Origin of the sequence: Bacillus niameyensis, assembly GCF_001375535.1 — a bacterium.
In the GTDB taxonomy this organism is placed as follows: Bacteria; Bacillota; Bacilli; order Bacillales; family Bacillaceae_C; genus Lederbergia; species Lederbergia niameyensis.
Window position 1 is genome coordinate 4,406,862 of sequence record NZ_LN831197.1, and the last position, 13,720, is coordinate 4,420,581.

The following is a 13,720-nucleotide window of genomic DNA, read 5'->3' on the forward strand; positions in this document are numbered from 1 at the left end:
GTATGAGTAAAGATAAGAATACAATATCAATCTTTGCTTTAGGCGGCTTGAATGAAATCGGGAAAAATATGTATGCCATCCAATATGGTGAGGATATCGTCATAATTGATTGTGGAAATAAGTTTCCAGATGAAAGTTTATTAGGGATTGATCTTATTATCCCTGATATTGCTTACTTAGTTGACAATAAGGAGAAAGTAAAGGCGTTAATTGTTACTCATGGGCATGAGGATCATATTGGAGGAATACCATTTTTCTTAAAACAATTGAACGTTCCTGTTTATGCAACACGCTTTACACTAGGGTTGATTGAATTGAAATTAAGAGAACATAAAATATTAAGGGAAAGCCAATTGATTGAAATTAAACCAAGTTCGAAAGTGAAAATCGGACAAATGGATATTAGCTTTTTTAAAGTATTTCATAGTATTCCTGATTGTTTAGGAATAGTGTTTCACACGCCAGAGGGAAACATTGTACATACTGGGGATTTTAAGTTTGATTTAACTCCTGCAACGAATGAGCATTCCGATATTCATCGAATGGCGGAAATTGGAAGAGAGGGAGTCTTGCTTTTATTGTCGGAAAGTACGAATGCTGAACGTCCAGGTTTTACTCCATCAGAAAAGATGGTCGGCGAACATTTGGAACAAGCTTTTATGAAAGCGGAAGGGAAGGTGTTTGTTACGACGTTTGCTTCCAATGTAAGTCGAGTTCAGCAAGTCGTCCATGCAGCCCATAAAACGAATCGAAAGTTGGCATTGCTTGGCCGAACGATGGTGAATGTCGTAAAACTTGCCATCGATCAAGGATATTTAACTGTACCAGACGGAATGCTGATTGAACCACGTCAAATTCATGGAATGGCTCCAGAAAGTGTGGCAATTCTTTGCACCGGTAGTCAAGGAGAACCGCTTGCCGCGCTCGCTCGACTTTCGACCGGAGATTTCCGCGATGTCGATGTTTATTCTGGAGACACGGTGATCTTTGCAGCAGGACCAATACCTGGGAATGAACGAGGAATTACAGCAATTGTTGATAATTTATTTGAGCTCGGAGCGAATGTCATTTATGGATCTGGAAGCACTTCAGGGATGCACGTTTCCGGCCACGGTTATCAAGAAGATTTAAAATTAATGTTAACTTTAATGAAACCCAAATATTTTATACCGATTCATGGGGAATACAGAATGCTCCACCATCATCGTTCATTAGCTGAATCCGTTGGTGTAGAACGAGGAAATACGTTTATTTTGAAAAATGGTGATGTTGTTGATATTGAAAATTCTATACCTAGCCAATATCGATCAATTCCGGTTGGAAGTACATATGTAGATGGCGGCGAAGTCGGCGACCTGGAATATGTGTTGCGTGACCGGAAGCAACTTTCTGAAGATGGCATGGTGATGATTATTATGACATTAGATAAAACTGATGGAGAACTTCAGGCTAATCCAGAAATCATTTCTCGTGGCTTTACAGATGGGGATTTCTCAAAGTTCCGCAAAGAAGTAAATAGAATTATTTTGGAAACTATTGAAGAACTACAAGAAGAAAATAGAATTAAACGTAATGTCGTGAAAAAACAAATCAAGAGAAACATTAGACAATTTGTCTATTCGTATACAAAAAAAGAGCCGATGATTGTTCCGATATTGATTGAAGTTTAACTAGAATCTTCAATATTTTGGAACCCTTCCAAAGCTCTGTGTATGACTAATTTTTAGAGGAGTTCATGATCCGACTATTGGGATCCTTAGATCATGGATTCCTCCTCTTTTAATATCCACATTTGCATTTCAATCGGTAGAAATTTTGTGATTACTTAATTGTATCCATTAACTCAACATGAATATTTTCCGTGTTGTTCCAAATGTAATATTTTTCTAAATGCCACTTGTTTTTTAACCTTATATAATTGTTCTCTTCAATCCATTTGTGTAATTCATTATAAGAAGCTCTAATTTTTTGATTAGAACCTATATGTTTTATGACAGCGTATTTTTGAGGTGGGATCGTCAGTTTCGCCATATCTCTCGGAATATTTTCGTAATCCTTAACTTCAACACAAACCCAATAGCCATCTTCATCAGCTGTTTCATTTTCTACAATGAATGCACCGTATTGCTGTGAAGGATTTTTAACTTGTTCAATTTCATTGATGCGTTCATTTAAACGTAACGATGCTTGAGAAATTTTATCTGCATATTGGTCATCTGAGCATAATACTCGAAAACCTACTAATTTTAACTCATTAAGTTCCTTAATAGTTATAGTCGTTTCTGGCATATCGTTCACTCCCGATTAATGTTTCTCCATTTGCTTACGAAGCTTATCCTTTATGCCATTGTTACTGGCATTAAAATTAACGACCAGGGATACGAACGCGCTTCTTGCAACGGTCGTTTGAAACACTCTCAGTCAATAATCATTTCATTCTGTTTTGTTCAATTTTTGATTTGAATTTTCCGCAGCTTTGTATTTTCATAACTATTGCTTGAGAATAATGCGAACGAATTATTTATTCTTTTGATAACATCATCTTTCTTACACTTTCTAAACTATCTTCTCCAATTCTATTTTTGATAGGGGCAAATTCTTTTTCTCTCTGTACTTGTAGGACTGACATGCTCTCAGCGTATGGAAAAATGTCAAAATAAAACTGTTCTAATTTGTAGCCATTTGGACTCACAGGCTTAATTGTACAGCCATTTTGATCGATTGTTTGTATGACTTTATGAGCTAAGTGAAAAGGGAGAGAAACATCTTTCGTTTTTTCAAGGAAAGATACTCGAAACAGATGTATTCCTATGTTTGCATTCACGAGGCTAGCCTTACTTTTTTCGTCATGCAACTCAGAATACTCAATGACAGCTGGATGCCCGTCAGATAAACAAAGTACACCAACTTTTTCATTTGGGTTCCTCTTTTTTACTGATTTACTGGATATATCTGAGCCGCTTTCATCTGCAAAACCAATAAACAATGGGTCTGCAACTTGAACGAGGGCATTATCAATATTATTAAAAAAGAGCCATTCAATGCCTCTTTCTTGCAAATCCTTTAAGACCCCACTTTTTTCCATGGAATCAAATACGCCTCCGTTTCCATTAGGGGCTAAAGAAATGGTCGATTTACTTTCTAGAATAATTTTCCCGTTTGCGTTTATTGTCGGGATGAGTCCTTGTTGAAAGAAACGTATTTGATTTGGGTCACAGTTGAAAAAATGGTTACTTTTAAAAAACTCCTTAGTTTCACGATCATTAAAAGGACTAGTCATAATGTACCAAGGGATTTTGGATCCTATTATTTCTTCCACATGCTGGAGACGTTTAGCTTGTAATGCAAATAGTGAAGATTGGGGAGAACCGTCTATACTAACAGAGCCTTTAGGTCCATCGTGTCCCAATCTGCTACCTTGTCCACCTGCAAGTAGGACGACAGCCACTTTATTTTCTTTTAAAAGTTTTAAACCTTTTTCTGCATATATTTCTTTTGTTAATTTTGGTAAATCTTCGACTGATTCAAAACCGATCGATGTAAGTTCTCTTTTTCTGCTAGTAGAAGATAAATGATGAAAAGCTTTTTCTATTTCAGCAAAATTAATAGAATTAATTTGCTTAATTAATGCATCTTGCTCGTTTTCTTCTAATTCTTCATAAAAGCTAAGGAGATGCTCTTGACCATATTGTTTTAATTTTTCTTCCGTCAATTTATAGTTATCCATTCAGTTTTTGACCTCGCATTAATTGATTTTTCTGGACCGCAAACACTCATTAATCCACATCTCTACTAACAATATGATTCGTGATGATCCTCCATAATCCCTTTTATAAAAATACTGACGTATCGTAAAAATTAAAATCGGACTGTCCATTTGACAGTCCGATACCGCTTTCACCGACATATAAGATTATGATCGCTTAGTTGTTGCCGCTAGCGTTTTTAATCTCGATCTCTGCTTTTTCCGCAACTTCTCTTATATGTTGGTTCACATCTTTATTAGAGTTAATGAACTCATTAATTTCAAACTTAACGTATTGATTGTATTTACTAATTTTCTCTGGAGGAGTTCCAGAAGGGATTTCAAAAATGGCTTGGATATTTTTACCTTCATACACGTCTAATTCTGAACCGAATTGCCCTTTGATTGAATCATCAGCAAGGATCGTCATTTCTTGTCCAGCATTTGTAATTAATTCTTGAATATCTTGAGAAGTATATTCAGCTAATACTTTAAAAGCAGCATCTTTATTCTCGCTATATTTGTTAATAACCCAGTGATAGTAACTTTTTGCTGGTTCTGTTACATCTGACTGATCAGACCAAACAGGTGCCGGCAAAAAGTCTATGGATTCTGCCTTTTCAGGAGTTCCAACGCCCCATCTCATGAATTGTGGGGAATAAAGAGTCATCGCTACCGTACCATTCAAAAAGTCACCTAGTGCACCACCTGAATCTTCAGGAGGCAAGTTTCCGGGAATTTTATAAATATTTTCAACAAGATTAAGATATTGTTGAACAGCAGGTTCATTAGCAATTGTCACTTCACCTGTATCAGGATCTGTCAAATTGATTCCACGTTGATCAAGCGGGAAATTACCGGCATCACGAATATCCAAGCCGCGATAAGTAATCCCATCTCTTTCACCAGTTAGACTTTTAGCTAGTTCAATTGTTTCATCCCACGTCATTTTACCGTTAGGATACTCAATACCGAATTTATCAAAGATATCCTTATTGTAATAGAGGACAGTGGCGTCGTTAGAGTTAGGGAAACTTACTAAACGTCCTTCTTTATCCATGCTCCTAATCGTATCAAGGAGAGCAGGATTCAGCTTATCCAAATCAAAATTATGCTTGGTAGCGTATTCATCCAATGGTTCAAGAAATTCCTGAACATAATCATCCATGAGCTCATTAGATCCTAAAATCATAATATCTGGGATGATGTTATTGGCACTCAAATCTTCAATTTTTTCGCGAATTCCTTCAGTTGATCCCGTGTCATTATTAATTAGCTCAATTGTGACATCTGACAGCTTTTCATCGATCGGGACAATTCTATCGTTGAAAAGTTCATCTCCCCAAGGAAATAAAAATTTGAGGGCAACTGGCTCCGTTTCTTCATTAGAAGTACCTTCATTTTCATTTTCAGCATTTTTATTTGTATCATTGTTATCGGCTTTGTTCGTACTAGACTTATCGTTCGAACAAGCACCCAAAAGTGTTATTGCTAAAACTAGTAGTAAAACTGCAAGTTTTCTTGCCACTTTCATTCCTAAACCTCCTAAGATAGTATGATAAAAGATGGTGATTCCCAGATTGAAATAACCTGGATATTGTGAAAGCGGTTACCTCTATTGTAAACTACCAAGTGTGAAGATGATGTGAATTTTGTCAAATCTTGTAAAAAATAGTCGGATCTCGTATGATTCAAAGTTTGTTTTCATTAAGAGGCAAAATAAAGTTTTGAAAAATACTAGGAGAGTTTATATCATACGTAAATGTTTACCATTATTGGGATAAAGGTTAAAGAAAGGAAAATTGAAGAACTTTATAGGAGATTGACTATCAGAATGTGCTTGTCTAAAAATAGGAGAGGACGGATTTGACTTAGTACTATTTCAAAATATGAAATAGTATTTTTTTTGCTAGAGTGCCTATGTTAGAATCATATAAGTATTTCATTTAGAGGCATACGAATTGCAGAAACAGGGGGATTTGGATGAAGAAAAAACTGCTCATTGTATCTAGCAGTGTCGTTTTTGTATTACTAGTTGGGTTAATCATTGCTGGCAATTATTTTTATGGACAAGGTGTTAAGCGAGGAACAGAAATTGAACTTCATCGGGAAGCTGTTGCGGTCAATGCAGAAGCGAGTGCGGAGGACCAACAGCTTTTGGCTGAAGCGAAAGCATGGTATAACGAACAAACTCCTGAACAATTAGAATTGAAATCATATGATAATTTAAAGTTGCAGGCAAAGTTTATTAAAAATGAGGAAGAAACAGGCAAGGCAGTTGTTTTAGCGCACGGATTCCGAAATACCGGCGATGATATGGGGAAATTGGCCCGTTTTTATTATAATCAAGGTTTTGATATATTATTGCCGGATGCCCGCGGTCATGGAGATAGTGAAGGAGATTATATCGGTTATGGGTGGCATGAGCGTCTCGATTATGTCGATTGGATTCAGATGTTAATCGATAAATATGGAGCAACAGAGATTATTTTACATGGAAATTCTATGGGAGCTGCGACAGTTCTGATGACTAGCGGAGAAAAACTTCCAGCTGAGGTGAAAGCGATTATAGCGGATAGTGGCTATAGTTCCGTAAAAGCAGAATTGCAACATCAGCTGAAGAATATTTATCATCTTCCGTCTTTTCCGTTATTAAATGTCACAAGTGTCATTACCAAAATAAGAGCGGGGTACACGTTTGAGGAAGCCTCTGCAATCGAGCAGGTAAAGAAAAATACTCTTCCACTTTTGATCATTCATGGTGATGCTGATGATCTTGTACCAACGAAAATGGGATACGATCTTTTCGATGCAGCTAGTGGAGAGAAGGAATTATGGATCGTTCCAGGTGCAGGTCATACGAAAGCCTATGATAATCATACAGAGGCGTATGAAAATCGGATAAAGGAATTTATTGATGGGGTTCTAGCTGCTAAATAAATTTTAATAAAATCTAGGGAAACCATTGTACTTAAAGGTTTCCCTATCTTTATTAATAGAGAAACTTAGTTAGAATTCTGTAGAATTTATCACTTCTGAACCAAACGCTAAACATTCATGACAGATGGAAACACCTGGTCCTAAAGCTAACTTTCCGACTTCGCTTTTACTTCTATGGCAAAAAGAACATGCATCGACGTGTTGTGTGTTATTATTTGGAATTGATGTTTTTTCAATGGATTCGTACAATTGATCAATTACTTTGGGCTCGATATAATCGAAGTCGCCCTTTAATTTTACTACAATCGTTGTATAAGCGACTGCCATGCCTTCGTAAAATCGTTGCCTTTCCAAGTGATCACTACTTTTAGATTTTTCTTCACATAGCGAGCTTAGTTTTTCTAGCTCCAAGATAATATCCTCGATTTTTGCTCCCCGAAAGGTTTTTTTGCGAAAATCTTGATCCATAATTTTAACCTCCTTCTTCATATGTAAACAATTGTATACATGTTTAGTAATACATATTCTTCACCTGATAAAATGATCCTGCTAATTTATTTGTTTTTTAGGACCAAAGCGGATGCCGAAATACGTAATAAAGAACCAATTCACTCTTTCTTTATGCAGTGAATTGGTTCTTATTTTGCTGATTCCATTAGTTATTTTCGGCCATACGACCAAGAGGGCCGTCTTCAGCGATAATATCTTGTAAATCATATACAGATATTGGGAACATTGGAAAACCAAAAGCGTATGGAGTAATTTCATAAAGTTGGAAATAAATAACGAGAGCCTTATCAGCAATATAAAAGTCTTGGTTAGGCGCAATACTTTTGAAGTCATCCAGTAGTTGAATATCCCGCTGTTTGATTTGAGCGCGAATAATGTTGGAAAGTCTTTGGACATAAGCACTTCCAGGTTTAAATAAATCTTTTAGTTTGCAACGTTTCCCCTTTTTTAGGTCAAATGTTAATGACTTTATATAAGTCATGCCATGTGCTGCCTGATGATGAATCGTATAATTAGAGAGTGATAAACTTAGGACTTCTCGCTGATTATTTTTTATCTCATAGTACCCAATCATTTCATCTACAGCGGTCTCCATATCACTAACTTGTTGGTTAATTAATTTTTGTGTTTGATTCACTATTGCTCGGTTTATGGCAGTTTCCAGTCTTTGATTTTGCATTCTCTTCACTTGGGGATAAAAAACAGTTTGTTTCGGTCCACTACTTACTCTTGCTGTTCTTGTACGAACAGGGAAAGATATAGACATAGAACATCCATCCTCTAGCTTTTTACCTCATTGTATTCGGAAGCGAGGAAGACGTGTTTAAAGTTGCCTGAGGATATCTGATACTAGTGTAGTGAGTCATATCAGAATAACGATCAGCTATCAAAACTTCTTCATATTATTTCCTCCAGTCAGAGTGACATATAATCAATGGTCTTATCGAAAACTAGAAAAGCTAATTGGGCTCAACATGAACATGGACATCATAGACATTATGTTTTTTCTTTAAAACATTTTCAACATTTGTAGCAATGCTATGGGCGTCTCGAATGTCTAATGTTGAATTCACTAGGATAATGACGTCAACGACAGCGTTATTTCCGTAATTCCTCGCCTTAATTTCTTTGACACTTATGACACCTTCTGTATGCTGAATGGTTTTTTTAAATGACTCCATCTGTTTTTCATCAAAACCGTCTGTTAAATAATGGGAAGCATCCCGAAAAATATCCCAAGCGGCTTTACAAATGATTAGACCGACAATGACCGCAGTTAACGAATCAAGCCAAGGCAACTTAAATTGTGAACCGATGATTCCAATAACAGCCCCGATACTGACTAAAGCATCTGAAAGATTATCCTTTGCCGCCGCCATGATGGATTGGCTATTAATTTCCATTGCTAAACGCTTATTGTAACGGTAAACAAAATACATGATTATTGCACTAAATCCTCCAACCCATGCAGATATTAAGTCAGGGGATTCATGATTCCCAGTAAAAAAGGAAGAAATAGCATGAAAGACGACCTGAATCCCAACTGTCATCATAATAAATGAAGCGACCATGGATGCAACTGTTTCAGATTTCCAATGACCGTATGGATGGTCTTCATCAGCTGGCTTCTGTGATAGCCTTAAACCGATCAGAACGGCAACTGACGCAACAATATCAGTTGCATTGTTGAAACCGTCAGCCTTTAAAGCAGTTGAATGTGCGATATAGCCGACAGTAATTTTTAATGCGGATAGGCAGATATATGCAATGATGCTTATTATGGCTCCGCGCTCTCCTCTTTTTAGCTCATTATATTTATTTTGTTCCATTGCTTCACCCACTTCTCAGTCCATCTTATTAATAGTAACAAGTGGTATTTGGATTAGTCTACAGCAATGATGTTGAGGTAATGATCGATTTTATGAGGAGGCTAACAGAGTTTCGTTAGGTAAAAATAAGAATGAACAAAGTGCTTAGGTTTTAGAAGGGATGTTTACGATTAAAATAAGAAGATGTTTTTTAAAAACTAGGAAGATATTCTGTTTCTGTAAGGAAGCACACTATATGACAATTACAGATGGGAAAATTGAACAAAAATTAGCGCCTGATCGCAGTCCTTTGCTTCAGGCGACTCTAAATACAAAATTACGATACGAGCGGTAAAGGGAAGTAGCGTTGTTTTTCTTTGGGGATAAGTAGACAAAATAAGGATTCATTCTGAGAATGATGGATTATCTCATGAGTAGAAGTGCCTGTTCCACAATATAATGCTTTTAAGGATGGTGCTAGGTTCCAATAAAATTTTGAGTTTGTTTTGGAACCTAGCTTCTTTATCGACGTTGAATTTCCAAGACTAAACTATTTCTTTAAACATCTCCATTGTCTGCTCTTTAGTTGGCATAAATGGATTTCCAGGTGCACATGCATCTTTTAAAGAATTATCTGCTAGTAACTCTAAATCTGGGTTTTCAACACCTAATTCTTTGAGAGATTTAGGGATACCCACTTCTTCAGATAAAGCGATAATTTCATCAATGACAAATTGAGCTACTTCTTCATCTGTTGCTTTATCGATTTTATAGTCTAGCTTTTCAGCAATTAAACGGAACTTTTCAGGTGCATGTTTCGTATTTTCACGCTCCACAACTGGAAGAAGCATTGCATTACACACTCCATGTGGTAAATTATAAATTCCCCCGAGTTGGTGAGCCATTGCATGAACAAACCCAAGTCCTGCATTGGAGAAGGCCATACCCGCTAGAAAACAGGCATAAGTTAGTTGTTCGCGAGCTTCAATATCCTCTCCATTTTCAACCGCACTTGGCAAGTAGTCGAAGATTATTCTAACAGCTTCCAATGCTGTTGCATCTGTAATCGTGTTGGCACCAGGAGTAACAATGGCTTCAATAGCGTGTGTTAATGCATCCATTCCTGTTGCAGCTGTTAAATCCCGTGGCTTCGAGATCATGATTTCAGGGTCACTTACAGATAGAAGGGCCAAGCTATTTTTATCTACACATACCATTTTGACCCCGCGATCTTCATCCGTAATGACGTAATTGATCGTCAATTCGGCCGAAGTACCTGCTGTTGTATTAACAGCGATCGTTGGGAATCCAAGATTCTGTGATTTATGGACGCCTTCGTAATCACGAACATTTCCACCATTTGTTGCCAAAATGCTAATTGCACTAGCACAGTCTTGAGGCGACCCACCTCCAACTGATAAGATAAAGTCACATGATTCTTTTTGCAATAGTTGCAACCCTTTATTCACTTGTTCAGTTGTAGGGTTTGGTTCAACTTCATCGTATATAATATACTGAACATCAATTTGATCGAGCTCATTCGTAATTCTTTTTACGATACCACTATCGCTCAGAAACTTGTCTGTAACGACTAGAGCCTTTTTAAAATCAAAATTTTTAATTTCTTCCCCTAAATCATTTAGACAACCGCGACCTAATAGATTTTTACTAGGCAAATAATACATCATTTTAATGCCTCCTTAGTTTAGAACTCACAATTTGTGAAAAACTTCACATAAACCTTCAAAATATAGATATTTGTTAACGGAAAACATAAAAAGAGTATGAATAGGATCCTAATCCTTCCTTGCAACTCCATTATAGCAAAATACTTTATTAAATGCGAAGAATCTTTTTACGGCAACGAATTGGCAAACTATTTGGGAATAAAGGTAAGTTTGCTTTGATCAGTAGTCTCGGATAAAAGATAGATTCATTTTAAGAAATAGGCTTTGACGAGTTGTGAATAAACTAATTTATCATACTTGACTAGACTGGGGGGGAGGAACAAGTTTATACGATGCTATTCATTTGTTTCAGCGACAAGAAAGCTCCCAGCACGTTATGTTTTACACGCTGGGAGACATTTTATAATCAATAGGATTGCGTTAAGGTCTTATTCCTGTGAAATTTGCTTATAAACATCGACGACTTCTCGAGAGATACCTAGTTTATAACCTTCAGAAATGTGGCGGATGCGCATCTTTTCATCAAGAACATAAACGATCGGAAATTCGTTGCTGACTTCATTATTTTTCTCAATCGCTAAAAGTGCGTCATAGCTAGTTTTTTCTTTAAAGAAAGTTAAATTAACCGGGAGATCTCCTGCGGCAAAAAGGGTATGAGCCGCTTCCCATTTTTCTTCACGGATCAAGCAGTTAATACTCACGCCCAACGCTTCCCATTCATCCTTCATTTCTCGGAATTCTCTTAATAAATGTTTAGAAGGTTCACGGTCAGGTTCTATCCAGACAAAGGTTGTACCGTTTGAACCTGTGTAATTTGTAGCTGATCCGCTTTTTCCTGCCAACGATTCAAGCTTAAAATCAAGATTCGCTTGTCCTATTACAGGAATATCTGATTCATTTTTTGGGAATTTCAATGGCACTGTTATTTCATGTCCAGCAATCACTTCAAAAAATCGTAGAGAAAGAAGGGCTGTCCCATCTTTTAAACGGTTACTCGTTGTTATACGATAATGACCTTCAGGCAGTTCTAACTTTATTGGCTCTATTTCATCAAAGAATAATGTTTGATAAGTCCCATTTGTAAAACGAGCGATCGTAAAATTTCTGAAATACTCAATCGTTTCGTCTGTTGCATTATTCCAGAAAACCGTGCCGATATCCGGAATTTTTGATGTAGTTGTTTCTACTGTACGTTCGCGAAACTGGACGTTTAACCATTTTCCATCTCCATAGAACTGTGGTTGTCGGTCATTCGGGTTAAGTCTTGCAGGAATCCCAATGCCTCTTGCGATCGCCACAAATAAAATATCCCGGGAAAGCGGATCGCCTTTTTTCAATTGAAAGCTTCCTGCAGGAGTTGCAGAGCCTTGGTAATAATTAATGTCTTTTACAACTTCAAATTCACGGTCCAACATTTCAACTAGAAGGAGCGGATTTGCATGGAATAACTGAATGTTCTCTTCTCCTAATTCTTTCTGGAAATAAGCGCGATATGGTGTGATCATTTCCGAATCAACCCGTGGTCGTAAAATATACTTTGCGAACATTTCATCATCAAGTTTCGTATGGTCCTTCACTAGCAATGCATATGTTAGATGATCAGTTAGTGTAGGGCGAAATGTGTCAGTAAGGTCTTTCTCATTTAGCGCTTCAAGTAGTCTTAACGCCCACTCACCAAATTCACTGGAAGTTTCTTGTAAAAAAGCAGCAATCTCATGACTGTTGCCACGGGCTTTTTTCAAAACTTCCCATACTCTTGAAGCTGGTAATGAACATTCAAGCGCTAATAGTTCGGCATCTTTTTCATTTAGAAATGTAGCTTCATAGTTTGCACGAATCGCAGCACCTTGCTTAACTCGTTCGCTATGAAGAGCTTTTTCTTCCTCGGAAATGTCTAAACTCGTATCATCCGCTATATCTGGAGGCGGAACCATTTTGAATTCAATTTCTCCATCATTAAGAACTTTTGTTGATAACGGAATTGTAATTTCATCCGTTCCCTTAACTTCACACTTTGCAAATCCCCATCCAAGTTCCCCAGTAGCAGAGATATAAACATCTCCTAATCCAGCCGTTAATTCTACAGCTCCAAGTTCATCCGTTTCCAATGTTAAAATCGGGCGAAGTGCTCCAAAGTTAAATAATTGAAATTGTACTTTAGCTTGAGCCGGATTTCCAGCATGATCTGTAATCCGAACTTTTATCGTTTTTGTTTCGGCATAAAGACTTGTTAAATTAAGCTCAGAATACCAAGGATGCTTAAGTGTAACTTCTTCAGGCCCTGAATAATTCGCGCTAATCCGTGTATGAACAAGCATGGCACGTTTTGCTGGCTTTTCAAACCAACCTTGATTTAATCTTGGTTCAGGTTCACATGCTCCGAAAAAGTACCATTTGCCGTCCGCCCATGCTTCCACCCAGGCGTGGTTTGAATCGGAATGCGCCCAAAGAGGTGTATAAACTTGTCTAGCTGGGATACCAACACTTCGAAGAGCAGCAACAGCTAGGGTTGATTGTTCCCCACATCTACCCAATGTAGTTCTAATTAATGTGAGTGGTGAAACTGTTCGACGGTCGTTTCCAACATATGTCGCTTTTTCATGGCACCAATGATTCGTTTCCAAGATTGCGTCTTCCATGGACATATCTTTTATTCTTGGAAAAATTTCTTCAAAAAGAGGCCCTCGAAAATCTTCAATATTCTCGTTATTCACCCTGTAAGGAAGAATGAAATGTAAAAAAATCGAAGAAGGAACACGATCTCCCCATGGTACAACGCTTTGGATATGTAAGGCATCTCTTACATGTTTTAAAAATAAGGCGCTGTCATAATCAGCCAAATCATTGAGTGGCATATAAGCATATAAATATTTCAACGCGAGTTCTTCGTCAGCTGTTAATGTTTCGTCGAAGATGCTAAATAATTCCTTTTCCTTTGCTTGGGCAAGCTGTTTTTTGTATTGGAATTTCTCTTCAACTATGAGTCGCGTCTGTTCATCAAGTGAAATAAATCGAGTAGTGTTCATCAT

Annotated in this window: 10 protein-coding genes; 2 read left to right on the plus strand and 8 right to left on the minus strand. The window is 37.2% G+C overall.

Annotated elements, in window-relative coordinates; genetic code table 11:
- The first annotated feature begins 2 nt into the window (after window positions 1–2).
- Entirely contained in the window at window positions 3–1,670 is a 1,668-nt protein-coding gene (locus BN1243_RS20325) for a ribonuclease J (protein ID WP_062109921.1), read from the plus strand.
- A 151-nt stretch (window positions 1,671–1,821) separates the two neighbouring features.
- Here BN1243_RS20325 and BN1243_RS20330 read toward each other — a convergent pair whose 3' ends face one another.
- From BN1243_RS20330 to BN1243_RS20340, 3 genes are all read right to left on the minus strand, one after another.
- Complete coding sequence (locus BN1243_RS20330) at window positions 1,822–2,289, minus strand: GyrI-like domain-containing protein (RefSeq protein ID WP_062109923.1); 468 nt, start codon at window positions 2,287–2,289, stop codon at window positions 1,822–1,824.
- A gap of 232 nt (window positions 2,290–2,521) precedes the next feature.
- On the minus strand, window positions 2,522–3,727 hold the full coding sequence (locus tag BN1243_RS20335) for a UTP--glucose-1-phosphate uridylyltransferase (RefSeq protein ID WP_062109926.1): 1,206 nt from the start codon (window positions 3,725–3,727) through the stop codon (window positions 2,522–2,524).
- A 196-nt stretch (window positions 3,728–3,923) separates the two neighbouring features.
- Complete coding sequence (locus BN1243_RS20340) at window positions 3,924–5,279, minus strand: ABC transporter substrate-binding protein (RefSeq protein ID WP_062109928.1); 1,356 nt, start codon at window positions 5,277–5,279, stop codon at window positions 3,924–3,926.
- A 449-nt stretch (window positions 5,280–5,728) separates the two neighbouring features.
- On the opposite strand from BN1243_RS20340, the gene BN1243_RS20345 reads away from it, so the two are divergent.
- The gene (locus BN1243_RS20345; protein WP_062109930.1) at window positions 5,729–6,685 is read left to right on the plus strand and encodes an alpha/beta hydrolase; all 957 of its coding nucleotides are present in this window, start codon (window positions 5,729–5,731) and stop codon (window positions 6,683–6,685) included.
- Between the two features lie 69 nt (window positions 6,686–6,754).
- Here the strand turns inward: BN1243_RS20345 and BN1243_RS20350 are convergent, their stop codons facing one another.
- From BN1243_RS20350 to BN1243_RS20370, 5 genes are all read right to left on the minus strand, one after another.
- Window positions 6,755–7,153 carry a ClpX C4-type zinc finger protein gene (locus tag BN1243_RS20350; protein ID WP_062109932.1) on the minus strand — a complete coding sequence of 133 codons (399 nt, stop codon included), beginning with the start codon at window positions 7,151–7,153 and terminating at the stop codon, window positions 6,755–6,757.
- Window positions 7,154–7,340: 187 nt separating this feature from the next.
- Window positions 7,341–7,961 carry a DUF3298 and DUF4163 domain-containing protein gene (locus BN1243_RS20355; protein WP_084782149.1) on the minus strand — a complete coding sequence of 207 codons (621 nt, stop codon included), beginning with the start codon at window positions 7,959–7,961 and terminating at the stop codon, window positions 7,341–7,343.
- A 193-nt stretch (window positions 7,962–8,154) separates the two neighbouring features.
- Window positions 8,155–9,024 carry a cation diffusion facilitator family transporter gene (locus tag BN1243_RS20360; RefSeq protein ID WP_062110826.1) on the minus strand — a complete coding sequence of 290 codons (870 nt, stop codon included), beginning with the start codon at window positions 9,022–9,024 and terminating at the stop codon, window positions 8,155–8,157.
- Between the two features lie 524 nt (window positions 9,025–9,548).
- Window positions 9,549–10,691: an iron-containing alcohol dehydrogenase gene (locus BN1243_RS20365; RefSeq protein ID WP_062109933.1), complete on the minus strand. Its 1,143-nt coding sequence runs from the start codon at window positions 10,689–10,691 to the stop codon at window positions 9,549–9,551.
- A gap of 428 nt (window positions 10,692–11,119) precedes the next feature.
- A complete protein-coding gene (locus BN1243_RS20370; RefSeq protein ID WP_062109935.1) occupies window positions 11,120–13,720 on the minus strand; it encodes a transglutaminase domain-containing protein in 2,601 nt (866 codons plus the stop codon).

Bases quoted from the DNA above. Each gene is read 5' to 3' on its own strand.
- BN1243_RS20335 (WP_062109926.1), bottom strand. From the start codon at position 3,727: ATGGATAACTATAAATTGACGGAAGAAAAATTAAAACAATATGGTCAA.
- BN1243_RS20345 (WP_062109930.1), top strand. From the start codon at position 5,729: ATGAAGAAAAAACTGCTCATTGTATCTAGCAGTGTCGTTTTTGTATTA.
- BN1243_RS20330 (WP_062109923.1), bottom strand. From the start codon at position 2,289: ATGCCAGAAACGACTATAACTATTAAGGAACTTAATGAGTTAAAATTA.
- BN1243_RS20325 (WP_062109921.1), top strand. From the start codon at position 3: ATGAGTAAAGATAAGAATACAATATCAATCTTTGCTTTAGGCGGCTTG.
- BN1243_RS20340 (WP_062109928.1), bottom strand. From the start codon at position 5,279: ATGAAAGTGGCAAGAAAACTTGCAGTTTTACTACTAGTTTTAGCAATA.
- BN1243_RS20355 (WP_084782149.1), bottom strand. From the start codon at position 7,961: ATGTCTATATCTTTCCCTGTTCGTACAAGAACAGCAAGAGTAAGTAGT.
- BN1243_RS20360 (WP_062110826.1), bottom strand. From the start codon at position 9,024: ATGGAACAAAATAAATATAATGAGCTAAAAAGAGGAGAGCGCGGAGCC.
- BN1243_RS20370 (WP_062109935.1), bottom strand. From the start codon at position 13,720: ATGATGAACACTACTCGATTTATTTCACTTGATGAACAGACGCGACTC.
- BN1243_RS20365 (WP_062109933.1), bottom strand. From the start codon at position 10,691: ATGATGTATTATTTGCCTAGTAAAAATCTATTAGGTCGCGGTTGTCTA.
- BN1243_RS20350 (WP_062109932.1), bottom strand. From the start codon at position 7,153: ATGGATCAAGATTTTCGCAAAAAAACCTTTCGGGGAGCAAAAATCGAG.